General features: G+C 44.7%; 20 protein-coding genes and 1 pseudogene. 8 read left to right on the plus strand and 13 right to left on the minus strand.

All coding sequences use genetic code 11. The features are described 5' to 3' along the window. The first annotated feature begins 110 nt into the window (after positions 1 to 110). The gene (locus B6N13_RS06485; protein WP_169458887.1) at positions 111 to 1,097 is read left to right on the plus strand and encodes a YafY family protein; all 987 of its coding nucleotides are present in this window, start codon (positions 111 to 113) and stop codon (positions 1,095 to 1,097) included. 6 nt (positions 1,098 to 1,103) lie between these two features. On the opposite strand, the gene B6N13_RS06490 is transcribed toward B6N13_RS06485, so the two are convergent. The 5 genes and pseudogenes from B6N13_RS06490 to B6N13_RS06510 all read right to left on the minus strand — a co-directional run bounded on the left by B6N13_RS06490 (position 1,104) and on the right by B6N13_RS06510 (position 5,796). Continuing rightward, a complete protein-coding gene (locus B6N13_RS06490) occupies positions 1,104 to 2,264 on the minus strand; it encodes a GNAT family N-acetyltransferase (RefSeq protein WP_169458888.1) in 1,161 nt (386 codons plus the stop codon). A 38-nt stretch (positions 2,265 to 2,302) separates the two neighbouring features. Continuing rightward, entirely contained in the window at positions 2,303 to 3,103 is an 801-nt protein-coding gene (aroE, locus tag B6N13_RS06495; protein ID WP_169458889.1) for a shikimate dehydrogenase, read from the minus strand. A 26-nt stretch (positions 3,104 to 3,129) separates the two neighbouring features. Beyond that, the gene (gene hemF / locus B6N13_RS06500) at positions 3,130 to 4,074 is read right to left on the minus strand and encodes an oxygen-dependent coproporphyrinogen oxidase (protein ID WP_169458890.1); all 945 of its coding nucleotides are present in this window, start codon (positions 4,072 to 4,074) and stop codon (positions 3,130 to 3,132) included. A gap of 124 nt (positions 4,075 to 4,198) precedes the next feature. After that, positions 4,199 to 5,137, minus strand: a pseudogene (gene lpxM, locus B6N13_RS06505) (lauroyl-Kdo(2)-lipid IV(A) myristoyltransferase). Positions 5,138 to 5,232: 95 nt separating this feature from the next. After that, positions 5,233 to 5,796: a TetR/AcrR family transcriptional regulator gene (locus B6N13_RS06510; protein ID WP_248280249.1), complete on the minus strand. Its 564-nt coding sequence runs from the start codon at positions 5,794 to 5,796 to the stop codon at positions 5,233 to 5,235. Positions 5,797 to 5,940: 144 nt separating this feature from the next. Here B6N13_RS06510 and lpdA point away from each other — a divergent pair, with 144 nt between their 5' ends. Next, positions 5,941 to 7,344 (plus strand): dihydrolipoyl dehydrogenase, encoded by a 1,404-nt coding sequence (gene lpdA / locus B6N13_RS06515; protein ID WP_169458891.1) that lies wholly within the window; start codon positions 5,941 to 5,943, stop codon positions 7,342 to 7,344. A 94-nt stretch (positions 7,345 to 7,438) separates the two neighbouring features. On the opposite strand, the gene B6N13_RS06520 is transcribed toward lpdA, so the two are convergent. Beyond that, positions 7,439 to 7,792 (minus strand): hypothetical protein, encoded by a 354-nt coding sequence (locus tag B6N13_RS06520; protein ID WP_169458892.1) that lies wholly within the window; start codon positions 7,790 to 7,792, stop codon positions 7,439 to 7,441. 215 nt (positions 7,793 to 8,007) lie between these two features. On the opposite strand from B6N13_RS06520, the gene B6N13_RS06525 reads away from it, so the two are divergent. Genes B6N13_RS06525 through B6N13_RS06535 form a run of 3 tightly spaced genes read left to right on the plus strand, consistent with a single transcriptional unit; the run spans position 8,008 to position 11,212 of the window. Further along, positions 8,008 to 8,982, plus strand: coding sequence for a dihydrodipicolinate synthase family protein (locus B6N13_RS06525; RefSeq protein WP_169458917.1), 975 nt, complete (start codon positions 8,008 to 8,010; stop codon positions 8,980 to 8,982). After that, positions 8,973 to 9,908 (plus strand): proline racemase family protein, encoded by a 936-nt coding sequence (locus B6N13_RS06530; protein WP_169458893.1) that lies wholly within the window; start codon positions 8,973 to 8,975, stop codon positions 9,906 to 9,908. The genes B6N13_RS06525 and B6N13_RS06530 overlap by 10 nt, the downstream gene beginning before the upstream one ends. Positions 9,909 to 9,961: 53 nt before the next feature. Next, positions 9,962 to 11,212, plus strand: a complete 1,251-nt coding sequence (locus tag B6N13_RS06535) for an FAD-dependent oxidoreductase (protein WP_169458894.1) — start codon at positions 9,962 to 9,964, stop codon at positions 11,210 to 11,212. A 120-nt stretch (positions 11,213 to 11,332) separates the two neighbouring features. Here B6N13_RS06535 and B6N13_RS06540 read toward each other — a convergent pair whose 3' ends face one another. The 3 genes from B6N13_RS06540 to B6N13_RS06550 all read right to left on the minus strand — a co-directional run bounded on the left by B6N13_RS06540 (position 11,333) and on the right by B6N13_RS06550 (position 15,368). Continuing rightward, positions 11,333 to 12,001: a GntR family transcriptional regulator gene (locus B6N13_RS06540; protein WP_169458895.1), complete on the minus strand. Its 669-nt coding sequence runs from the start codon at positions 11,999 to 12,001 to the stop codon at positions 11,333 to 11,335. A gap of 216 nt (positions 12,002 to 12,217) precedes the next feature. Beyond that, on the minus strand, positions 12,218 to 14,260 hold the full coding sequence (locus tag B6N13_RS06545) for a TonB-dependent siderophore receptor (protein WP_169458896.1): 2,043 nt from the start codon (positions 14,258 to 14,260) through the stop codon (positions 12,218 to 12,220). A 211-nt stretch (positions 14,261 to 14,471) separates the two neighbouring features. Continuing rightward, positions 14,472 to 15,368, minus strand: a complete 897-nt coding sequence (locus tag B6N13_RS06550; RefSeq protein WP_211172793.1) for a Fe(3+) dicitrate ABC transporter substrate-binding protein — start codon at positions 15,366 to 15,368, stop codon at positions 14,472 to 14,474. A 283-nt stretch (positions 15,369 to 15,651) separates the two neighbouring features. Between B6N13_RS06550 and B6N13_RS06555 the strand changes: the two genes are divergently transcribed. Continuing rightward, positions 15,652 to 17,118, plus strand: coding sequence for an NAD-dependent succinate-semialdehyde dehydrogenase (locus B6N13_RS06555; protein ID WP_169458898.1), 1,467 nt, complete (start codon positions 15,652 to 15,654; stop codon positions 17,116 to 17,118). Between the two features lie 92 nt (positions 17,119 to 17,210). Continuing rightward, entirely contained in the window at positions 17,211 to 18,488 is a 1,278-nt protein-coding gene (gabT, locus tag B6N13_RS06560) for a 4-aminobutyrate--2-oxoglutarate transaminase (protein WP_011977885.1), read from the plus strand. Between the two features lie 179 nt (positions 18,489 to 18,667). Here the strand turns inward: gabT and B6N13_RS06565 are convergent, their stop codons facing one another. Then, positions 18,668 to 18,871, minus strand: coding sequence for a hypothetical protein (locus B6N13_RS06565; RefSeq protein ID WP_169458899.1), 204 nt, complete (start codon positions 18,869 to 18,871; stop codon positions 18,668 to 18,670). Positions 18,872 to 18,988: 117 nt separating this feature from the next. Here B6N13_RS06565 and B6N13_RS06570 point away from each other — a divergent pair, with 117 nt between their 5' ends. Beyond that, complete coding sequence (locus tag B6N13_RS06570) at positions 18,989 to 19,939, plus strand: LysR substrate-binding domain-containing protein (protein ID WP_169458900.1); 951 nt, start codon at positions 18,989 to 18,991, stop codon at positions 19,937 to 19,939. A 53-nt stretch (positions 19,940 to 19,992) separates the two neighbouring features. On the opposite strand, the gene B6N13_RS06575 is transcribed toward B6N13_RS06570, so the two are convergent. From B6N13_RS06575 to B6N13_RS06585, 3 genes are all read right to left on the minus strand, one after another. After that, complete coding sequence (locus B6N13_RS06575) at positions 19,993 to 21,441, minus strand: mannitol dehydrogenase family protein (protein ID WP_169458901.1); 1,449 nt, start codon at positions 21,439 to 21,441, stop codon at positions 19,993 to 19,995. A 143-nt stretch (positions 21,442 to 21,584) separates the two neighbouring features. Next, the gene (locus B6N13_RS06580) at positions 21,585 to 22,634 is read right to left on the minus strand and encodes an Ldh family oxidoreductase (protein ID WP_169458902.1); all 1,050 of its coding nucleotides are present in this window, start codon (positions 22,632 to 22,634) and stop codon (positions 21,585 to 21,587) included. Between the two features lie 3 nt (positions 22,635 to 22,637). Next, positions 22,638 to 23,918, minus strand: coding sequence for a TRAP transporter large permease (locus B6N13_RS06585; protein ID WP_169458903.1), 1,281 nt, complete (start codon positions 23,916 to 23,918; stop codon positions 22,638 to 22,640).

Here is a 23,918-nt window from a genome sequence, read left to right on the forward strand (position 1 = left end):
ACATCTAGTGTCAGGTTTATACTTTATACTGGCGAAATAACATTCGCTTAATGCTGTTAGTTGGCAAGATGACTTAGCTCGACGACAAAGAACAGCGAAAGGAGAACCTCATGCGAGCCAGCCGAATACTCAAAATGCTGATGATGTTGCAAACCCACGAGAAGGTCACTGCTGCAGAATTGGCTGACGCCTGTGAAACCTCTATTCGTACGGTTTATCGGGATATCGAAGCACTTAGCGCCATTGGCGTCCCCGTCTACAGCGAACAAGGAGTGCAAGGTGGCTATCGGTTGTTGCAAGGTTATCGCACCCGTTTGAATGGGCTTTCCGCCAAAGAAGCAGAAACACTGTTTTTAGCCGGGTTGTCTGGTCCTGCGCAAAAAATGGGGATAGACACCCTCCTTGCCGATGCTCAATTAAAGTTAAAGGCCGCCTTACCAGAAAACATACGACCAGAAATCGACCGCTTACAAAGTCGATTTTTGCTGGATGCGCCCAATTGGTTTTCTGACGATGAAAAAGTCACTTACTTGCCAGACTTAATGACAGCGGTATTAGAACAACGCCGTGTTGTCATGCAATATCAAAGCTGGAAAGGCGAAATTAATCGCCAGCTACAACCTCTGGGCATCGTTTTAAAAGGCGGTCAGTGGTATTTGCTCGCACAGGTAGAAAAAGACGTGCGGACATACAGAGTCTCTCGTATTGAATCATTAACCTTACTAGATGAAACATTCGAACGCCCCAAAGACTTTAACTTAACGGCATTTTGGCAAGACAGTTTACGCCGAATGGAAGTGGTGCAGTTTCCTATCATTGCCGAGGTACGTTTAACATCTCTCGGCAGGAAAATCATGCAACACGTTTGCTCTTCCTATGCGGTAAATCAAGCTCAGATAGAACCATTGGACGAATCAGGTTGGCACCGAGCCAGATTTCCAGTGGGCGAATCGGTATATGGTTGTGCAGAACTCTTACGCTTTGGGGCTGAACTAGAAGTGATTGGCCCACCAGAACTGCGGGCAGAAATGGAGAAAATGGTGTCATCCTTAGCAAAACTTTATCAACAAGATGCGACTCGTTCTTTAAGTAATTGAATAAACTCAGCTTTCTTGCTTAAACGGCAATAATTCGTGGGTATCTTGATGGTACTCACGCACGGCTTGGGCTTCTTCCTCGCAGAAGTTACCAATGGCTTCGCGGAAGCCTTCGTGAGCGATGTAGTGGATGCTGTGGCTGAATACAGGTTCAAAACCGCGGGCGATTTTGTGTTCCCCTTGAGTACCAGGATCAAAATGCTGTAACCCTTTTTCCAAGCAAAACTCGATGCCTTGGTAATAACAGGCTTCAAAATGCAGGCAATCCACTTCTTCCATACAACCCCAGTAACGACCGTACAAAGAGTGATCGTCGAAGAAGCACCAAGATGCAGCGATGGCTTCATCGCCTCTGAACGCTTGTACCAAGAGAATTTGCTCGCCCATGTTTTCGGCTAGTTGACCAAAGAACTCACGGGTTAAATAACCTTGTTGCCCGCGCTTTGCGTAAGTGGATTGATAGCACAGGTAAAAGAAATCGATGTCTTCCGAAGTTAAATCGTTTCCGATGGTTCGCGTCAGCGTAATGCCTTCTTTGGCGACTTTTTCTCGTTCTTTGCGGGCGGTTTTACGTTTACGGCTAGAGAAGTGAGAGAAATAATCTTCCATGTCTTTGTAACCGCGGTTAAACCAATGAAACTGACAGGAAGTTCGGTGCAGCAGTTCTTTATTATGGCGAAACAAATCCGCGTGTTCAGGTTTGGGGAATAACAGATGCCAGCTTGAAAATGCTCGCTCTTGGTTGGCTTGGGTCATCAGTTCGGCAAGGGCTGGGTACAGATGAGAAAACTCAGCGTCATCCCCTTTGGGGTCTAGGTGAGAGAAGATACGTAAACCCGTTACTGGGGAAAAAGGGATCGCCCAAATGCGTTTGGGAAAGTAACGCATGCCGTAGCGTTGGTAGGCATCGGCCCAGGACCAATCAAAGACAAATTCCCCCTGCGAGTGGGTTTTCAAATAGGTTGGGGCGATGGCCAGTGGGCTATCATCGTCATCCATTACCATCAAATATTCAGGATACCAGCCGGTGCCATCGCCGATGCTTTTGCTTTGCTCTAACGCCAGATGAAAGGCAAATTGCGCAAAGGGATATCGCGTTTCTCCAATAGCCTCTTGCCATTTGGCTTCACCTATTTGATCAACTGAACTGAACCATTGCGCTTTCATACTGCTTCCCTTTTCTCTGGTGGCCAATACTGCCCGCTTTACATCTGTTCGCGCATAGTTTCGACTAAGCTGGCCGTTTCAGGTCGAACTTGTCGCCACAAATAGAAAGCTTCTGCGGCTTGTCCCACCAGCATACCTAAGCCATCGGCCCCTTCGGCACCACGCTCGTATGCCCATTGCAAAAACACAGTGCGCTCCTTGCCATACATCATGTCATAACACCAAGTTTGCCCGTTCACTAGTTCATCTTTTAATGGCGGTAAACTGCCAGACAAGCTCGCTGATGTGCCATTAATGATGATATCGAAAGGACCTTCTAGCGCTTCAAAAGACGAGGCTAGGCAATCAAATTGATCCGCCAAAGACTGGGCTTTTTCAAGAGTGCGATTCGCGATGGTGACAGATTCTGGATTTTCCGCCAAAACAGGTTCAAGCACACCACGAACTGCGCCACCAGCGCCCAGTAGAAGAATGCGTTTATCCGTTAAACTCTGACAGTGATTATGGATAATGTCACGAACCATACCAATTCCGTCGGTATTGTCGCCGAACAGGTCGCCATTTTTTCCCATAAGCAAGGTATTAACCGCACCGGCTTGTTTTGCGCGTTGACTTAAAATATCGCACATAGCATAAGCGCGCTCTTTAAATGGAACCGTAATATTTAAGCCTTTACCGTCTTTTTCAAAGAAGTCTCTGACCTGGTTTTCAAATTCAATCTCGTCACCAAGTAAGGTCGAATACACCAAGTCTTGATTTGTCAGCGTAGCAAAGTGCGCATGAATACTAGGTGATTTACTGTGAGCAATCGGATTTCCAACAACAGCGTACTGATCCAAAATGTATCCCCTTATTTAAACGTCAATTAGCGAGCAGCCAGCCAATCTTTTGAGGTTAAGTAATAGTCGGTTAATTTCGCTTCTTCACTTTGCGGTTCTACTTGATACTCATAGGTCCAGCGAACTTCCGGTGGTAATGACATCAGAATGGATTCGGTACGCCCCAATCCGCTTTGCAAACCAAAGTGTGTTCCACGGTCAAACACCAGATTAAACTCCACATAGCGTCCACGACGATGCAGTTGGAAATCTCGCTGTTGCTCTGTGAATGGCAAGTCTTTTCGGCGCTTTAGAATTGGCAAATACGCTTCTGTATAGGCGTTACCTACGGATTTCATCATGCCAAAGCAATGCTCGAAACTGCCTTCGTTAAAGTCATCAAAGAACAAACCACCAATACCACGGGGTTCGCCTCGGTGTTTCAAATAGAAGTACTCATCACACCATTTTTTGAAGCGAGAGTAATAACCTTCACCAAATGGCTCAACAGCATCATAAGACGCTTGATGCCAATGGATACAGTCTTCATCGAAGCCATAATAAGGAGTCAGATCAAAACCACCACCAAACCACCATACTGGTGCCATACCGTCTTTATAAACGATAAACAAACGTACATTGGCATGGGAAGTAGGTGCCATAGGATTGTTCGGATGAATCACCAAAGACACGCCCATGGCTTCAAAACGGCCACCCGCTAATTCAGGGCGATCTGCTGTCGCAGAGGGCGGTAAGTTGTCACCCATCACATGGGAGAAGTTCACACCGCCTTTTTCAATCACATCACCACCGGCTATGACACGAGTACGCCCACCACCGCCGTTAGGTCTGTCCCAAGCGTCTTCTTTAAAACGAGCACTTGGTTCAACACTCTCAAGAGTCGAGCAAATATGGTCTTGTAGAGATAGGAGGTAGTCTTTTACGGCTTGAACATCGAGGTCCGTTACCATAGCGGGTGAGCTTGCTGACATGAAATACTCCATCTTGTCGTAGCTTTAAAACAGAACAAATAAAAACGGCCTAATCATTTAGGCCGTAGTTTATAACACTGAAAGAACATTTGTCGCGAAGGAACTTGTTAATAGAAAAAAACTATTAATAAAGATCTGAACCATCAGGGCGCGTTCGTAAAAGATTTAGTACCCACATATACTGCTCAGGATGCTTAGATATCATCGCCTCAAGAGCTTGGTTCATAATGAGTGCATCGGTCTCTTCACTTCCACTAGGGAAATTTTCCAAGGGAGGTGAAATGAAAAGTTCGTATTTACCTAATTCTGCATTATACGCTGGCAACATGGGAACAACCTTCGCATCAGTCAGGCTGGCCAATCGCCCCAAGCCTTTCATTGTCGCCTTGTTAGACGCAAAAAAAGGCGTAAAAACGGAATTCTGAGCACCCAGATCTTCATCTGGTAAGTAATACCCCAGATAGCCCTCTTTAATCGATTTCATAAAAGGCTTAATACCTGCACTTCGACAATACACGCGCGCCCCATACCGAACCCGCTGAAGATGGATCAACCAATTAAAAATAGGGTTTTTCTGGGTACGTATCATGGCAACAGTTTTATGACCTTTCGCCGTCAACATTACTCCAGCGTAATCAATCGCCCAGCAGTGGGGTACCAAAGCAATCACATTCTGGTCACTTTTTAGAAGAGGAAATAAATGCTCTTCTCCAAAAATAACACAGCGGTTTTCACAATGACGCTTGCTACGCACAATCAACTCACCATAGGCGATAAAATACTGGGCAGCGGTTTGAAAGCTTCTTTTTAGCAGAGCCTCTCGCTCTTCTAGTGTTTTGTCAGGAAAACACTGCTCTAAGTTCACCCTTGCTCTTTTTTAAGCGCGACTCTTTGTATTAAGCAATCGGCCAGCAATCCAACTCGCTAGCTTATCCCGCCAACGCAAGGGGAAAAAAGCAATAAGCAACGAGACCAAGACACTAAACCATGTCAGCCAAAAGCGTGGGTGAAGAAACCGCCACTCAAAAGTAGGGTTGTATGTATGCTTGTCGCCATTGCTCATTCAGAAAATATTCGCATAAATTGTGGAAACAACATGATACCTCAAACACTATATATTGTTATATGGCCTGCTTTTAATTATTAAATGTACTCGTTTTACTGACAGCGAGCCTTCCACTCTGACAGAGCTCGATCAAAAAAATCAGGCTGATCCGTGCCCTGCACTAAAATGGAAGCACCATGTAAACAAGCTAATAACTGACTGGCTTGCATCAATCCTAAATCTTCATCGATCTGATCTAAACGCACAAATACCCGCGACAGCCAGTCTAATATAAGCTGATAAAACGCTGCTAATTCAATACAAACAGCCTCAGGCAAAATGGCTTTATTTGATGTCAGCATAGTGCATAAACTCATATCACGCTGATCCACTATCTTGGCTTTAAAACCATCGATAAAACCATTCAACAAGGCTTTCGGGTCAAATTTTTCATCCGTGGGATCGGGGAGTTGTTCTGCAAAGGCTTGGGTGTAACGCTCCATCACAGCGGAGACGAGATCGGCTTTCGTAGGGTAGTGATAGTGAACACTTGCACTCTTGATTCCTACCGCCTCTGCAATATCACGAAAACTAAACGCGTTATAACCACCTTGCACAATGAAGCCTTCGGCGGTGTCCATGATTTTCGTTTTCGTCGCGTTTTTATCAGCCATCATTTACCCGCCTTATCAATTTATCTATCAAGTGATAGGTATTTTATTGACCAAGGCTAAATACTCAAGCTATATTCTATCTATCTAGTGATAGGTAGATAGATAGAATATCTAGGCTTCATAAAAGTGTTTTAGGAGACGAATGACATGTACGATTTAGTGATTTTAGGCAGTGGTCCTGGCGGCTATGCAGCGGCCTTTCGAGCGGCCGATTTAGGATTAAACGTCGCCATGATAGAGCGCCACGGGACCTTGGGCGGCGTTTGTTTAAACGTTGGCTGCATTCCCTCCAAAGCGCTTTTACATGTTGCAGGTAAAATTCTCATGGCTGACGAACCTGCTCACGGTGTGCAGTTTACCAAGCCAACCCTAGATCTTGATGCGATCCGCCATCATCGGCAATCCACGGTCGACACACTCACCAGCAACCTTGCGTTGATGGCAAAAGGAAGAAAAGTCACCGTCATTCATGGCGAAGGCCAGTTCGATTCGACCAGCTCAATCACCGTCACCAAAGACGGACAGTCACAACAAGTTGATTTTAAAAATGCCATTATCGCCGTCGGTTCTCGTGCGATAAAACTGCCGTTTGTGCCTTATTACGACCCACGAATTTTAGATTCCACCAGCGCGCTACAGCTCGAACGTATTCCAGAGCACCTATTGATACTTGGCGGCGGCATTATTGGTTTAGAAATGGCAACGGTTTATCAATCACTCGGCGCGAAAATTACGGTTGCCGAGCTTGGTGAGCAGATCATGACAGGCGCAGACAAAGATCTGGTACGGGTGTTCGAGCAAGCCAACAAAAATCGCATGAGCTTTTTAACCAAAACCCAAGTGACCAATATAGAAGCCACGCCAGAAGCGTTAAACGTTACCTTGAAGGACAAAGACGGCGAACGCCAGCTCGCTGTTGACGCCGTATTGGTGGCCGTTGGCCGCTCGCCCAATGGTAAAACCGCCGGTATTGCTGACATAGGGGTAAAATTAGATGAACGCGGCTTTGTATTGACCAATGATAAGTGTCAAACATCTGTACCCAATATTTACGCCATTGGCGACGTGGCTCATGGTCCCATGTTGGCACACAAAGCCTCGCACCAAGGCCACACGGCCGCGGAAGTGGTCGCAGGTCATAAAGTCGACTTCCAACCACTCGCCATTCCCTCTATTGCTTACACTTTTCCAGAAGTCGCTTGGGTTGGCTTAACCGAAACCGAAGCGAAAAAACAGAACATGGCAGTGAAAACCGCGGTATTTCCTTGGACAGCCAGCGGACGTGCCATCGCTTCTGGCGTTACCCAAGGCAAAACCAAACTCATTTATGACGAAGCCACAGAACGCGTCTTGGGGGCTGGTGTTGTGGGTTCTCATGCTGGGGAATTGCTCGGCGAGCTAACCCTTGCCATAGAATTAGGCGCCACACTGGAAGACATCGCCTTAACCATCCACGCTCACCCAAGCCTACACGAAACCGTTGGCTTAGCAGCAGAACTCGGCGCTGGGACGATTACCGACTTGCCAAACAAGAAAGCGAAAAGAGTGTAATAGTCTTATTTTGATTAATATCACCTTAAACAAACCAACGCCTCTTGGTCTGTTTAAGGTGAAAGAAGGCAAAAGAAACAATAAACGACAAAGCTCAACTCACATACACGATATGTTGCTCGCCATCATAATTAAAATTAAGAACAATCTGGATTTGGCTTTCTTCAAGATGCAGTTTAGAAACCAGATCGAACGTGCCTTTTTCGGCTTTTTCCGCAAAGGCTTTTAGCTGCTTTTCCAACATGACCCACGCCACGTTATCCCTTGCTTCGTCGATCCCAACAAGCTCGATGGAATACGTCCTCAACCAAGCAAAATACGCCAGCGAATTCGCCTTAATATCCGTAGCATCACCAACGCCTGAAACAAGGTAACTCAAACCCGATAAGGAAAGTTGCTGCGTTAAATAGACTTTCCACTGCTGCATAAACTGATCGAAATAGGGCAAATAGACCTCTTCTAGCGGTAATAATTATTAAACAACAAATTAAAACAGTCCATTTAAAAGGGCAACCAGCATAACATCTAAAAGCTAATGTAAAACACCACCTAAGAAAAGAGTATTTATTGACTACTTTTTATACTGAGTATATTTTGGATACAAAATCCACTATTAATAATGGATAGTAAATTCCTTCAACTTCTTAGAAAAGGTATCGAATGATGAATAATGCTGTTTTAGACGTTAGTGTTTTCCAAGGCATTATGCCGGCGTTGATGACGCCTTGTAAGGCAGATCGCACGCCAGATTTTGATAACTTGGTGAAGAAGGGCAAGGAGATGATGGCGGCGGGGATGTCTGCTGTGGTCTATTGCGGTTCCATGGGAGATTGGCCTTTGTTGACGGACGCCGAGCGTATGGAAGGCGTAGAGCGTTTGGTCGCAGCGGGTATTCCTGTGGTAGTAGGCACTGGGGCGATTAATACGAAATCCGCTGTGGCGTTGGCAGCACACGCCGAAAAAGTCGGAGCGGCGGGTTTGATGGTGATTCCTCGTGTGCTATCACGAGGTTCGGTGATTGCTGCGCAGAAGAATCATTTCAAGGCGATTTTAACCGCGGCACCATCGATTCCAGCGATTATCTACAACAGCCCTGTGTATGGTTTTGCAACCCGAGCGGATTTGTTTTTCGCCTTGCGGGCTGAACACAAAAATCTGGTGGGCTTTAAAGAGTTTGGCAGTAAAGAAGCCCTGCGCTATGCAGCAGAAAACATCACCTCCCAAGACGAGAGTGTTTTGCTGATGGTGGGTGTCGATACGGCGGTTTATCATGGCTTCGTGAAATGTGGTGCTGTTGGTGCGATTACCGGTATTGGTACGGCGTTACCGAATGAAGTTTTGTTGTTAGCGAATTTATGTAAGCTTGCTGCGAAAGGCAATGCGGAAGCTCGAGTTCGTGCCCAAGAATTAGAAGAAGCGTTTTCAGTCTTAGCCAGTTTCGACGAAGGCCCTGAACTGGTTCTGTTCTTCAAATATTTGCTTGTTTTAAACGGTGAAGAAGAGTATCGATTACACTTCAACGAAACGGACGAGCTTAACGCCGCACAACGTCGTTATTGTGAAGATCAATATACGCTCTTCAAAGACTGGTTTGCGGATTGGGCAAAACAAGGTGGAGTAATAGATACATGCAAGTAATCGACAGTCATACGGAAGGTGAACCAACCCGCGTTATTGTGTCTGGTGGGCCAGATTTAGGCTCTGGTTCTTTAGCTGAGCGCGCCAAGATTTTAGCCACGGAACATAAGGACTTTTATCGCTCTGTAGTATCAGAACCCTATGGGCAAGAAGCCATGGTCGGCGTGATGTTAGTTGAACCGGTTGATTCAACTTGCGCGGCTGGCGTGATTTATTTCGACGCCGCTGCAGTCATCGGCATGTGTGGTCACGGCACCATTGGTGTTGCCGCAACGTTGGCTCACATGGGCAAAATAGGCATTGGTACCCACAAAATCGAAACGCCAGTTGGCGTGGTTGAAGTGACACTTTCCGATGCAAACACAGTGACGGTGAAAAACGTGGCCAGTCATCGTTTACAGAAAGATGTGACGTTAGATATTGATGGCATAGGTACAGTTTCTGGCGATATTGCGTATGGCGGGAATTGGTTCTTTATTGTCGATCAAAGCCCTGTTCCTGTGATTCCAAGTAATATTCGCAATCTGACCGAAGTCGCCATCAAGATTCGCGAAGCCATTGAAGCGAAGCAGTTAACAGGTACAGATGGCGGTATCATTGATCACATTGTTCTTTATGGGCCAGCATTGAACGAAAAAGGCCACAGCCGCAACTTTGTTTTGTGCCCTGACAACGCTTACGATCGCTCGCCATGCGGAACCGGAAGCTCGGCACGCCTAGCTTGCCTTGCTGCGGACAAGCGTCTGGCGCCGGGCGAAGAAATCATTCAGGAAAGCACCATTGGTAGTAGTTATCGTTTGAGCTATCAGCAAGCGACAAACGATACAATTATTCCCAATATTACTGGTCAGGCGTTTATCACTAAAGAAGCAACCTTGATGATGAACCCCAGCGATCCCTTAAAAAATGGCATTAAACTGTCTTAACGATGGAAGGTCCAACTTCAAACAATTGGTTAGACATAATTGGTGAACCCAAAATGGACAGTACAAAGAATCAGGATGTGATTGTCATTGGTGCTGGCATTATCGGCATTAGCATTGCGTTAAAACTGCAATCAGAAGGTCGGCAAGTGCTGGTATTGGACCGGAAAGGTGTTGCTGCAGAAACGTCGTCAGGCAATGCAGGAGCGTTTGCCTTTGCCGATGTAATTCCTCTCGCCACGCCAGGCATTATGCGCAAAGCACCAAAGTGGTTGATCGACCCACTTGGCCCATTGTCGTTACGTCCTGCTTACGCGTTGAAAATTATCCCTTGGATGTTGCGTTTCTGGCGTGCCAGCTGGGAAGACAAATACCAAGCCGCCTTGGCTGCACAAGCCAGTTTGATGGATTTTTCTAAAGCCGCACTGGAACGCCAAATTCAAGCAGTAAATGGTGAAGCTATGATTCGCCGCGAAGGGCAGTTACAACTTTACGAAGGTGAAGCAGAATTCAATGCCAGTCTTGCTGGTTGGCAAACGCGACAACAACATGGCGTCACCTATGAATTTTTACTAAGTCCAGACGCTATCGCCAAAATCCAGCCCGGCATTCATCCCCGATTTACCCATGCAGCCTTTACTCCAGAGTGGAAAAACGTCTGCGATCCTGCCGAATGGACTAAACACTTAGCTGAAGAGTTTGAAAAACTTGGCGGCAGAATTGCCATTACATCAATTAATTCCATTGCAGTGAATAGCGATAACGTAACCTTAAAAAGCGATGCGGCCGACTATGAAACAAGCCAAGTTGTTCTAGCCGCAGGGGCTTGGTCAAAAACTTTAGCGCAATCTATTGGAGACAATTTGCCATTAGATACGGAGCGAGGATACAACACGACTTTGCCAGCTGGCGCATTCAATTTAAAAACTCACATAACCTTTAGTAATCATGGTTTTGTGGTCACAAAAGTAGGTGAGGGGATTCGTGTAGGAGGAGCCGTTGAGCTAGGTGGATTGAGATTACCGCCTAACTTTAAGCGTGCTGAAGTATTGCTTAACAAGGCCGCTAGCTTCTTACCTGGCCTTAAAGTGGATGGCGGAAAACAATGGATGGGCTTTCGTCCGTCTATGCCAGACAGCCTTCCGGTAATCAGTTATTCCAGTCGATCTCAACGGGTGATTTACGCCTTTGGACATGGACATTTAGGACTGACTCAATCCGCAGGAACCGCAGAATTAGTCGCGGCGCTTGCCAATACTCAAGCTCCAGATATTGACCTTACGTCATTTTCAGCTACTCGGTTTTAGCCTCTTTTAAGATTTTGAAAAAGTTCTAGCGTACTTTAGCGCGTCAAGGGGTTGGGTTTGGTGTGATCCAGCTTTTTGACGGCCTGAAGGCCGACCTACATTAGAGCGAGTAGGAGCGATTCAACTTCGAGCAGCGGCGATCCATTCCAGCACTTGGAACTTGGTGTTTTCGATATGAGAGCGTAATTTATCGGCCGCGCATTGCACATCCCCTAGTCTCGCCAACGCCAGTAAATCACTGTGATCTTGTTGAGCACTTTGGGATTTGTTCAATTGGTCTATATGCATGCTCACATAACGGTTAGATTGTAAGCTTGCACGCTCTAATAAGTTACTTGTGAGTTTCCTGTCAGAAGCAGCATAAAGTGCACTATGAAACCTTGCATTTAAAGGCCCCCAAGCCGCGACATCGCCACTTTGATAGGACAATTCCATCTCTTTAAGAATGCTCTCGCAGAGCTCAAAATGTTCGTCTTGCATCAAGGGGATAGCACGAGTGAAAAGATCCACCTCTAGCATCATTCGTACATCAAAGATTTCAGCGATTTCTTCTAAAGTATGTTTAGTCACGGTGGCACCACGGTTGTTGGTAAACACCACCAGCCCTTCTGCATCAAGACGCTTCAACGCTTCACGAATTGGCATGCGCGAGACATCGTATTCTTCCGCCAATAACTCCTGACGAATGAGTTCACCTTCAGCAAGGTCACCAGACAAAATACGCTGACGTAAATCCGCCGTAATGACATCAGGTAAGCTCTGACGAACAACCGCTCTTTTTTGCGCCAATCTACTACTCCTTCGCGAGCTGAATCTTCGGAATCAACAGTGTGGGATATTGGCTTATTATACGCAAAAGCGCCGCTAACGTGAGGTTAGCGGCGCTTTTTTTAGTGTATTAATCTATGTCTTCGTCGGAATGTCGTACGACTTTAGAACTGACGACTCTTTAGTGAAAATATAACGATGTATTCTTCACAAGGTAATAATGGCATTTCTTCTAATTTACAGCTCATAGCTGTAGCTGACCATGAATTCTGCTGGAGAACCGTAGCCAATTGAGTTGATACCGGAGGTGCCATCAGTTGAACCTAGGTAATACTTTTCATCAAAAATGTTGTACGCATTAAATTGCACTCGATGTTTACCGGTTTGATAGGACGCCATGGCGTTTACTGTGGTGTAGTCGCCTAGCTCAACAGCTTCGTTGTTGCCAGCGTAGCGATCTCCCACGTATTTCACGCTGCCACCAAAGCGCCACGCATCGTTAAGTTGATAAGTCGTGCCAAGGGAAATAAGTTGATCAGACACATCGTTTGGTTTTTTACCTGTGTCTCGATCTTCTGCATCTAGGTAGGTGTAGCTAGCCGTTGCGCTTAATTGCTTCGTTAATTGTCCACGAGCTTCAAGTTCAAGCCCTCGGTGACGCTCTTGGCTTTTATTTATAATAAAACCATTTGTGTCAGTTTGAGGTTGCTCTTGGTCTATCTGGAACACGGCCGCGTTCAACATTAGAGCGTCATCAAGCAAGTAGGCTTTAACACCGACTTCTTTTAATTTCGTAGAGTAGAATTCAGCAAGCGTAGGGCTTATAAAACTACCGCCATAAGGTAGCTGCCATGATTTTGCCAAGGTTGTATAGGCCGACATATTGTCCGTAAGACGATAAGCAGCTCCTATACGGTAACTGGTTTTATCATCGTTATTTGACGACTCTAAACCGGTTGAAATGATTTTTTGATTCAGTTCCATGTGATCTTGACGAACATTCCCGGAGAATGACCAATCACCCAATGTAATAATATCTTGAATATACAAACCTACAGTTTTAGTCGTATTTTCTCGAAAGGCAGGAAAACCAGGACTAGTAACGTTATCAGCAATAGGGTTATCAATGCTTTTTGCAGGAAGAGCTTGGCTTCTTAGGTTCAAATCAATGTCTATTTGATTGTAATCAGCACCAAACAATATTTGCTGATTGCCCACATCCCATTTTAATTCTGACTGCAGCGTCACTGTGGTACGTGGGTCATAGCCAAAATCATTCACGGTTTGAGCCACTGTATTAGCGCCCGTTACTGCTGCTGTCGTTTGGCGAGTACCTTGCTGTTCCAAAGTCACCCTTGTAAAAGCAACACGATTATTCCATTTGATATCAGGGCCAAACTGCAATTCGTCATCTATAGCGACTCGAATACTGTCTGATTCTTGGAAATCGTTTTTACTGCCAAAAAAGGTGCTGCGGGGCACATCAACAGGCTTCCCATCCTTAGACGGTACACCACGATAAGGCACCAAATTTTGGTGCATTATTTCAATATCTAGATTGACCGTATGATCATCCGATGGCTGAAATTGAAATGTTGGAGCAATGAAATAATCGTCTGAGTCCACATGATCGACAAAAGAGTTGGCACGACGCACTTCCACATTCAAACGACCATTAATAGTGTCGGTTAATTTAGCCGATGTGTCGATTGAGCCTTTGAGCTTATCATTACTGCCGTAGCTGGTAGATAAACGCGTAAATTCATCGCCATTTGCACGCTTTGTCACTAAGTTAATAATACCGCCAGCGGATCCTCTTCCATACAAAGCACCAGCAGGGCCTTTCACTATTTCTACTTGCTCTACGTTGGCTAAGCTACGATAAGACTGCAAATTACCATCGTCTCTTAACCCGTCACGGTAAATATCACGAATCGCATCAAAGCCACGAATCACAAACTGATCTCGGCTGCCTTCACCCAACGTATTGTTGACACCTGCGACGCCATCCAGTGCGTCCACCAGCTTTACAGCCCCTCGATCCTTCATTTCTGTATCAGTCACAACAGATACAGATTGTGGAACATCTAACCATTCAGCATCAGATTTACTGCCAGAAGTAGGTAACTCCTGCGCATAGCCCTTGTAGCCTTGAACCGTTAGAGAGATCACTTTATCAGGATCTCCATTATTCGTTGTAGCTTCTTCTGCAAAGGAAGAAAAAGACGCTAAAGACACAGCAAGCGCCAAAGGCGTCAGAAGGAAGTTTTTTATTCTCATTTTTTAAATTTCCACAGCATTAAGAAAAGAGGACGAGATATTTTTTGAGAATGAGAACACATATTATTTATGTTTACAATCAGAAATGATACGTTGCAACTTATGCAACAAGCCAAAATAAAATATTTAATGGAGGGAAATAAAGTAGAGAAACACTGGCCCTCCTTATGCTTGGAAGGCTATGAATTTTTGATAAGGTAATCGGGAGGAATTAAGGAGACAGAATACGATCAAGATCTTTTGCTATCCCTTCTGCGGCCATCATGCCGCGGTTCAAAGACCATAGCTCTGGTGAAACTTTGATGACTTGTTGCTTCTTAACTGCTGACAACAATTGAAATAAAGGTACCTTGCGCCAGTCATCCAATACTGTTTTGTCGCCATAAGTTCCCATCAACAACCAATCAGGATTCACCTGCAGCAAAAGCTCTAAACTGGCTGGAATGTAGGGCGTATCTAATTGGTTTTTAATCGGGCTGGGAAAACCAAGTGCCGTTAACACGCTACCAGCGTAAGAATTAGGGCCGTGTAACCACATGCCACGTGAGCTCACGATAGCAAACTGAACACTCCCTAGATTTTCCTTTTGCTCTAGCGCTTTTCTATATTTCGCCATCGTTGCTCTGTGCTGCTGAATTCTTTGCTGCATTTGTGTGCTTTTATTCACAATAACGCCAATTTTCGCCGCCGCTTCTAGGTTCTCTTCATAGGTTTCACCACGACTTTTCAGCAACAATGTTGGGGCAATGCGAGACAAACTGTCATACGCTGCAGCATGACGTTCAAAGTCCGCAATAATGAGATCTGGATGTAAATCGGCGATATTTTCCATGTTTGGTTGCGAACGCATGCCTAATGACGTCCATGGTCTTAGCTTAGCTTTCACTTCAGGTAACAAGATATTCGGGTTGTTATCGTCAGCGATACCGACAGGAGAAATGCCAACGACCGCAAGCGCATCAACAAAAGACAACTCTAAAACAACGATACGTTTAGGTTCAGACGCTAGAGTAAAAGTACCATTTTCATCTTGAATGCTTGGGTAAGCCCAAGAGGCCAACGACATAAAAAGTGAGGTAGCGCAGATAATCAGGTGACGGAACAACATAGTTAAAGCTCTTTTTTTAGATACGGGCATGATATTTCAAAAGAGAATGACTATCAATTTCGTTTTTTTGCTTGGCTCTTATTTAACCGCTCTCGAAGGCTTTATTTCCTATTCCTCTGTGAACTTTCTACCACCTAGCGCCTAATGTTTGAAAGACATCAAACATTGCATTGATAGCTTCTCATTTTTCAAACGCTGGCCATTGCCTACTATCGATAAACATTGACAGTGCGGCACTGTGACGCGCACTCACTATCCTCCGTAGCCAAGCCTGGAGTGTTTTATGACAGCAATACTATCTCAACCTTCTTTACTCAAAAGCCACTCATACATTGGTGGTGAATGGGTAGCAGCTAAATCTGGCAAGACCTTCGCAATTACAAACCCAGCGAATGGCGAACACATTATCGATGTTGCGGATTTAGGCGCAGAAGAGACAACGCTTGCCGTTGAAGCTGCCGAAAAAGCGCAAAAAGAATGGCAAGGTCGCACAGCAAAAGAACGCGCGACACTATTGCGTCGTTGGAACCAACTCATTCTGGACAACCAAGACGACTTAGCGACATTGATGACCTTGGAGCAAGGCAAACCGTTTGCTGAAGCGAAAGGCGAAGTGGCCTATGGCGCGTCTTTTATTGATTGGTTTGCAGACGAAGCTCGCCGTTTGAATGGTGACGTGATTCCAACTTTCGCCAAAGATAAGCGTGTTTTAACCATTAAACAGCCTATTGGTGTGGTCGCTGCCATTACACCATGGAATTTCCCCATTGCTATGATAACGCGTAAAGCAGGTCCTGCTCTTGCGGCAGGTTGTGCAATTGTCATCAAGCCTTCTGACGAAACACCTTTGTGTGCGTTGGCATTGGCTGAACTAGCCCACCAAGCAGGCATTCCTGCGGGCGTTTTGAACGTTGTTGTCGGTAAAGATGCAAAAGCCATTGGTGGCGTATTAACGGGTCATCCAACAGTGCGTAAATTGTCTTTCACGGGCTCGACTCCTGTGGGCAAATTGCTGCTTTCTCAGTGCGCGCAAACAGTTAAACGTACTTCAATGGAGCTAGGCGGCAACGCACCTTTCATCGTATTTGATGATGCCGACCTAGATGCCGCAGTGGAAGGCGCGATTGCATCGAAATACCGTAATGCAGGCCAAACCTGTGTTTGCGCGAACCGAATTTTAGTGCAAGAAGGCGTGTACGATATTTTCGCAGAGAAGCTGGCTAAACGTGTTGCCACCTTTAAAACTGGTGATGGTTTCGCTGAAGGCGTCAACATTGGTCCGTTAATCAATCCAGCGGCGATCAGCAAAGTAGAGCTGCTGGTTGGCGACGCTATAACAAAAGGCGCGAAAGCGCTAATTGGTGGCTCAAAAGCCACGGCTGCTGGCGCTCAGTTCTTCGAACCAACCATTTTGACTGGCGTTACCGAAGATATGGACATTTTCTCTAACGAGATCTTTGGCCCAGTTGCTCCGCTGTTCAAATTTAAAACCGAAGATGAAGCTGTAGCCATGGCAAACAATACCCCATTTGGCTTGGCGTCTTACTTTTATTCCCAAAATATTGCGCGTATCTGGCGTGTATCTGAAGCCTTGGAATACGGCATGGTTGGCATCAACGAAGGCATTATTTCCAGTGAAGTAGCGCCATTCGGCGGCGTTAAAGAGTCTGGTAGTGGCCGCGAAGGCTCTCAGTACGGCATTGATGAATATGTTGAAATTAAATACTTGTGCATGGGCGGCTTGGCGTAAGGCGCGGCCTTACTCAACCTCTCTTATCGTTAACTTTTAGGCGGTATGAATACCGCTTCATGTACATAGAGCTTGCTCTAAAGGTGAAAAAAATGAACAACGCAGATCTACAAAAACGCAAAGAAATCGCCATCGCTCGTGGCCAAGGCAACATGGCTCCCGTTTACGTTGACCGTGCTGTAAACGCTGAAATCTGGGACGTGGAAGGCAAGCGCCACATCGATTTCGGTGCGGGTATCGCTGTAGTAAACACAGGTCATAACCATCCAAAAGTAAAAGCTGCGGTTTTAGCTCAAGTAGAGCGATTCACCCATACTTGCGTCATGGTAAGCCCATACGAGTCGGCAGTGGCTTTGGCAGAAAAATTAAATGCAGCGGCTCCAGGTAATACGCCGAAAAAATCTATCTTCGTTACAACTGGCGCTGAAGCAGTAGAAAACTGTGTGAAGATTGCCCGTGCTTACACTGGTCGTCCTGGCATTATCGCTTTCAACGGCGGTTTCCACGGCCGAACCAACATGACCATGGGTCTGACGGGCAAAGTAAACCCTTATAAAATTGGTTTTGGTCCTTTCCCAAGCGATATTTTCCATATTCCTTATCCAAATGACTACCTTGGCATTACCGAAGAGCAAGCACTTGCTGATCTTCAGTTACGCTTTACATGTGATATCGAGCCTTCTCGTGTTGCGGCTATTATCATCGAACCAGTGCAAGGCGAGGGTGGTTTCTACCAAGCATCTGCAAGCTTCCTACAGAAGCTTCGTAAGCTATGTGATGACCATGGCATATTATTGATTCTTGATGAAATCCAGTCTGGTTTTGCCCGTACAGGCACTATGTTCTGCCATGAACAAGCTGATATTGAAGCAGACCTTATTACCGCAGCAAAAGGTATCGCTGGAGGGTTCCCATTAGCTGCAGTTGTTGGTAAAGCGAATATTATGGATGCACCAATTCCTGGCGGTTTAGGCGGAACTTATGGTGGTTCTCCTGTTGGTTGCGCTGCAGGTCTTGCGGTTTTTGAAGCAATAGAAGAAGAGAAACTGTGCGACCGCGCAGTAGAAGTAGGTGCTCACTTCGTTAAGCATTTAACAGAAATGCAAACTGAGTACCCAAGCATTATTGGTGATATTCGTAATGCAGGCGCGATGATCGCAGTGGAGTTCGTTCATGATGGCGATGTAAACAAGCCTTACCCAGAGCTTGCGAAAAAACTCTCTGCCAAAGCCGCTGAAAATGGTTTGGTACTATTATCTTGTGGTATCCGCGGTAACGTTATTCGATTCCTACCAGCTTTGACGATCGAAATGGACATCATCGATGAAGGTATGGACATCTTCAAACGCTGCTTTAAAGAGCTTGTTTAAGCTTCTATTAGAGCGGCTTTGTTGAGTCGCTTTTTTGGTAAACAAAGCTTCCGCTTGCAAGAATGATCTTGCTGCAAGCCACTGTGGTGACACGGTGGCTTTTTTTATGCGGACTTTTTTATTTGCAGCGCTGAATGCTGCAGTTGAAAACAACAGTATTCATTAGATAATCTGAGAAGTTACTGAGAATCTTTGGATCGTGTCTCTTCGCGTTCCGTGTAAGGTGGAAGCCCCATATCACGGCGTAAGTAAGCCGGTAGATGTCGAGTCATAGCCATTTGCCTTCTCATGACGCGTCTGGTTTTTTGTACTTCATATCTATTCTTTAGCCTTTCATAACTTGCTAAAATTTTCTGATTCAACCACAACAATAACGTCCACATACTCACACCTCCTGTTGATAATGACTTTATTGTGTCGTCAAATTGAGGTAAAAACGAATGCTATATTTTTACAGGTTAGATTAGATAATCTTATGGATACGATGTTAGGAACGACTTATGAGTAATCGCGTGACGCATTTAAAGGCCGCCCATTATTTTTCGGTAGCAAGCCAGACCTTGAGCTATACCAAAGCCGCAAAGCAACTGCATGTATCACAGGCGGCGGTGAGCCAGCAGATTCGTTTATTAGAAGAATACCTAGGTGTGCCGCTGTTTTATCGTTCTGGTCGCGATATGCGCCTAACTAGCCAAGGGCAAGTCCTCGCGGAGCACCTAGAACAAGCGTTTGAGCACATAGGAAAAGGCTTAGAAAGTGTCAAACTCGAACCCGTTGGCGGAACACTACTCGTCTCTGGCTTACAAAGCTTTGTGTCTTTATGGCTAATGCCACGCTTATGGCGTTTCTCAGACCGTCAAAAGGACATTACGGTCAAACTTTTTTCATCAGACGAGAGCAGAGACATACATGCAGGCAAAATAGATGTCGGTATCGATGATAATCAGCATCTAACGGTAGATAGAGCAGATACGGTTAAACGAACACTCATATCATCTGACATCATCCCCGTTTGCTCGCCATCATTAGCCTCAAGAATTGGCTTATTTCAACCGACTGATTTATTAAAATGTTGGATGATTCAGGTAGACGATTCTTCCTATCAATGGAAAAAGTGGTTTGAAGAGCAGGCGATTTGCCCCATTCGCAGCAAAAGTATTCTGTGGGCAGAAGTAAACTCTTGGTATATGGGAATCAGCGCGGTAAAGGCCGGGCATGGCGTCTTTTTATGTCCAAAATTCATGGTTCAAGAAGAACTTGATAAGGGAACACTCGTCCAAGCCTATCCAAAAGCGTTAGATACTAAGATTGAGTTTTATGCTTACTACGCCAAAAACTCCCCAAGAAGGGCTCGGATTGAAGCCTTTGTGGATTGGATGAAAGAAGAAAGTCTCGGACAGAATAACCAACTAACGAAAACAGAGCCCCATCAGCCACTGCCTTGGCCTTAAAAAAAGGCGTTTCCAGAGGACCAGAAAAGCCTTATAAAGGTAAATTATGTCTTTTATTGAACATCCATAAAATTCTGTACCTTTTGACCTGCAAATAAATGATCGACTATAGCCACAATCCGAGCAATTAATCCTTCGTTATCACAAAGTGGGGCAGGAAAAATATCGTTCCTTTGAAGTAGGGCAACAATTAAGTTCCTAGTGTTATCTCGATAACGGCAAACTAATGCAAATAACACAGCTTCAAGTGGATCATTGATACTTTGTTGATTCTGCTCAGCATCACAAAGAAAGGCTATCCAGCCAGCAATACCAAGTTCGATAGCGGGAGCGGCAAGAGACTTTTCCTGCAACTCAGTCAAAACACTCAACCAACGTTGTGGTAATTTTTGACTGCCATCCATCGCAATTTGTTTAAGCTGATGTTGTAAGCTGTCGTTTTCAAAGCGCGCTAACAGCTTTTGGCAATATTTGTCTAATTCTGTTTGGCTAAAACTCGGTAATGTCGGAGCCACTTCTCGCATCATATAGCACTCAAGAAAAGCACGAATATCCTTGTCTTGCATGGCGTCTGCGACTGTTTTAAAGCCAGCAATGGGTCCCAAGTAAGCCAATAGTGAATGACTACCATTGAGCATTCGCAGCTTCATCATTTCGTAACTGGATACGTCATCCACCATCTGAACACCAGAAGACTCCCACTGCGGGCGCCCTGCAGGGAAATTATCTTCTACTACCCATTGGCTAAATTGCTCGCACTTCACCACGGTAGGCTCACTGATACCAGTGTCCATTTTGATCATAGCAAGGTCTTGCTCAGACACAGCAGGAACGATGCGATCTACCATGGAATTAGGAAACGCAACGTTTTGCTCAATCCATTGGGCGAACTCATCATCCTGTGATTTGGCTAACGCTACAACCGCGCCTTTCGCTCGAATACCGTTATGAGGCATATTGTCACAAGACAAAACAGTGAAGGCAGCTATGCCTGTCGCACGTCGGTGTTTCAGTGCTTCAACAATCAGACCTAACGCTGTTTTAGGTTGAGATGGATGCGCTATATCATGCCCAATTTCAGGAGCTTCAAGTAATAGCTCTCCGGAAGACGGCGCTAAGTAATAGCCTTTTTCCGTAATTGTTAGAGTGACTATCTTGGTCGCTGGAGCGCTCATTTGCTTGAGTAGCGCAGCTCTTCCTGCATCGGAGCCACAGAAAAACGTATTCTTAATCGCTTTAATTTCTCTTAGATTAGCGTTGCTCGTATCCGCATATTCCACCACATGATAACGATGCTTTGCAGCTTGCATCTGTTCAACCAGTTTGTAATTAGAACGGATATTCGCACTGGCAATCATCCAATCACCGCCATGCTTTGCAAGAGTCTGCTCTAAATACACTGCTTGATGAGCTCGATGAAAAGCACCTAGACCAATGTGAACTATGCCTACATCATGCTGACTTGGTTCAATTTGGCTATCTATACGTTGAATTTTTATCATAATTCCATCCCAAACTAGCCTATTGATATAAAAGCTATATTGCCGTTACTGCTTTTTTTGTTACTGGTAATTCACAACGGCCTGCAGCATAAAGCAAACAGGCGTCATCAAGGGTGTTGCTAAATTAATATCGCGGGGGATTTTTAGATCGATTTAGGGAACTCAATTCCTGCAGCTTCGGCTGATTGCTTGAGACGGTCTAACGTTTCATCATTTAATCGGATTCCTTGAGTTTTTGACTGCTTAGCACAAGAAAGCCCAAATTCTCCTGGTACTCGAACAGGTTTACCTTCTTCTCTTGGACGAGAAGCTAAACATAGCTCAGTCAATTTATCCATTTGCTCTTTAAAGGCTTCTAAGCCTGCAAAAGCTTCTGGATCAATCAATTGAATATAAACATTACCGCCCCATCTCGAAACATCATCTGCTCGGCCATGGCCAGACAGTCCTTGCGTGAGCATTTCGACCATCATGCTAAAGCAGTAACCTCTATGACCATAATCAGTGCCACCAATAGGAAGGATTGCGCCACCATCATTAATGACTGTGGCATCCGTTGTTTCATTCCCATTCTTATCTTGCAGCATTGGGTATGGCATCGGTAAGCCAGTATTTAAATGCTCTCTGACTTTCGAGAAGGTACAAATAGAAGTGACTGTATCAATGATCACAGGGTCGCCATTGGTTGGATAACCAATGGCCCAAGGGTTAGGGGTCAAAACTGGATCAATACCCCCAAACGGAGCGACAAGTTTACCTGCTGGATCAGATGTAGAAACAATACAAATTAAGTTCTTATCAGTGGCTAATTTAACGTAAGTAGATAGGCAGCCAATATGATGTGCTCGATTAATGGATGCTGTGACGACGCCATGTTCTTTTACTCGTGAAAACGCCTCATCCATAGCCTTATTCATCATCCAGATTCCTGGAAGATACTGTGCATTCCATACAAATGTCGACCCGGTATCATTAACGATTACAACATCATCTGCTTCTTGCATTTTTCCTGCTTGTAACTCCGGAATATAGTACGGAATTAAAGACAAACCATGCGTAGTAAAACCTAACTCATCACTTTGAATTAATAACTCTGCAGTGATACTTGCCCTATCATCAGGCATTCCATATTGACTTAATAATTTGGTTCCTAATGATTTTAATTCGTCACGGTTAAAATAAGTAAATTTCATTTTTTACTCCATTAAAGTAGAAGGTAGTATCAGAGAAATATCTGGAAATATAATTAATAAGATTAAAAATAATACGAAGGTTAAAATAAATGGTATTGATGACTTAAAAAAATCTTCTGTTTTACAGTTCAGTAGACTACAAACGGTAAACATACAAATTCCAACTGGCGGCGTATTTGCCCCAATTAGAATGGTTGTCGTCATCACTATTCCAATGTGTACCGGGTCATAACCAATTGAGGTTAATACAGGTAAAATGATCGGAGTTAATAGCAGAATACATACAGATCCATCTAAGATCATTCCGAAAATCAATACAAGCAGTAAACAAAGAATGAGAATCAAATATTGATTATCCGTAACACTTGAGATGAAATCACCAGCCTCTACAGGTAGCTGCTCTAATATTATGGCGTACCCTAGTGCTCCAGCAGCCATTATCAAAAACATCACCATACCTAAGTCTACAGCAGAGTTTTTTAACGCTTTCTTCAAGCCATTAAAAGATAACTCTTTGTAAACCCATCGTCCTACAATTAATGCATAAACGACAACAAAAGCGCCCGCTTCACTAGGTGTGAAGAGGCCAAGTCGAATAACAAATAGCAAAAAAACAGGAAACAGAAGCGCCCAAATATTTATCCTTGCACTGTGAGATACTTTTTTAAACTTAGGTAATCCAGGTAGTTCAGGCTGTATTTTATAGTGTTTTGCTATCCACCAACTTAATAGCATCTGCATAACAGTGAGCAGTAAACCGGGCACGATACCGGCTAAAAATAACTTGCCTATTGATACGTTTCCTACAAACCCAAACAATATCAAACTGATGCTGGGGGGAAATAACCCAGTTATCAAAGAGCTGTATGCAATCACATTGGCAGAATAAGGAACCGGGTAGCCTTTACGCTCCATCTCGGGGCCAATCAATCGACTTTGCATGGATGCATCAGCCACAGCGGAACCAGAAACACCACCAAGAATTGCGCTCATAAAAATAGATATCTGCGCTAAGCCACCAGCCATCCAACCAACAATATATTTAGTGAAATGAAACAAGCGAGCAGCAATACCTGTTTCATTCATAATGTTCCCAACGAGAATAAATAAAGGCACAGCAAGTAAGGCAAAATTCTGTGTTGGCGATGCTATTTTTTGATAAAAAATAGTAAATGGTAACTCACCAATAAAATGAAAATATATTGCTGACGATATTAAAATTGAAAAAGATACAGGCATGCCTATAAAAATCAAGATAAAGAACACTATAGTTAATGTTAACAT

This window comes from Marinomonas sp. UCMA 3892 (genome assembly GCF_012726345.1).
GTDB lineage: Bacteria > Pseudomonadota > Gammaproteobacteria > Pseudomonadales > Marinomonadaceae > Marinomonas.

What these genes read in the sequence shown, in the direction of transcription:
- B6N13_RS06545 (WP_169458896.1), bottom strand. Translation starts at nt 14,260, where the DNA reads ATGAGAATAAAAAACTTCCTTCTGACGCCTTTGGCGCTTGCTGTGTCT.
- B6N13_RS06555 (WP_169458898.1), top strand. Translation starts at nt 15,652, where the DNA reads ATGACAGCAATACTATCTCAACCTTCTTTACTCAAAAGCCACTCATAC.
- B6N13_RS06570 (WP_169458900.1), top strand. Translation starts at nt 18,989, where the DNA reads ATGAGTAATCGCGTGACGCATTTAAAGGCCGCCCATTATTTTTCGGTA.
- lpdA (WP_169458891.1), top strand. Translation starts at nt 5,941, where the DNA reads ATGTACGATTTAGTGATTTTAGGCAGTGGTCCTGGCGGCTATGCAGCG.
- hemF (WP_169458890.1), bottom strand. Translation starts at nt 4,074, where the DNA reads ATGTCAGCAAGCTCACCCGCTATGGTAACGGACCTCGATGTTCAAGCC.
- B6N13_RS06530 (WP_169458893.1), top strand. Translation starts at nt 8,973, where the DNA reads ATGCAAGTAATCGACAGTCATACGGAAGGTGAACCAACCCGCGTTATT.
- B6N13_RS06565 (WP_169458899.1), bottom strand. Translation starts at nt 18,871, where the DNA reads ATGTGGACGTTATTGTTGTGGTTGAATCAGAAAATTTTAGCAAGTTAT.
- B6N13_RS06535 (WP_169458894.1), top strand. Translation starts at nt 9,962, where the DNA reads ATGGACAGTACAAAGAATCAGGATGTGATTGTCATTGGTGCTGGCATT.
- gabT (WP_011977885.1), top strand. Translation starts at nt 17,211, where the DNA reads ATGAACAACGCAGATCTACAAAAACGCAAAGAAATCGCCATCGCTCGT.
- B6N13_RS06585 (WP_169458903.1), bottom strand. Translation starts at nt 23,918, where the DNA reads ATGTTAACATTAACTATAGTGTTCTTTATCTTGATTTTTATAGGCATG.
- B6N13_RS06575 (WP_169458901.1), bottom strand. Translation starts at nt 21,441, where the DNA reads ATGATAAAAATTCAACGTATAGATAGCCAAATTGAACCAAGTCAGCAT.
- B6N13_RS06580 (WP_169458902.1), bottom strand. Translation starts at nt 22,634, where the DNA reads ATGAAATTTACTTATTTTAACCGTGACGAATTAAAATCATTAGGAACC.
- B6N13_RS06490 (WP_169458888.1), bottom strand. Translation starts at nt 2,264, where the DNA reads ATGAAAGCGCAATGGTTCAGTTCAGTTGATCAAATAGGTGAAGCCAAA.
- B6N13_RS06550 (WP_211172793.1), bottom strand. Translation starts at nt 15,368, where the DNA reads ATGTTGTTCCGTCACCTGATTATCTGCGCTACCTCACTTTTTATGTCG.
- B6N13_RS06525 (WP_169458917.1), top strand. Translation starts at nt 8,008, where the DNA reads ATGAATAATGCTGTTTTAGACGTTAGTGTTTTCCAAGGCATTATGCCG.
- B6N13_RS06485 (WP_169458887.1), top strand. Translation starts at nt 111, where the DNA reads ATGCGAGCCAGCCGAATACTCAAAATGCTGATGATGTTGCAAACCCAC.
- B6N13_RS06510 (WP_248280249.1), bottom strand. Translation starts at nt 5,796, where the DNA reads ATGATGGCTGATAAAAACGCGACGAAAACGAAAATCATGGACACCGCC.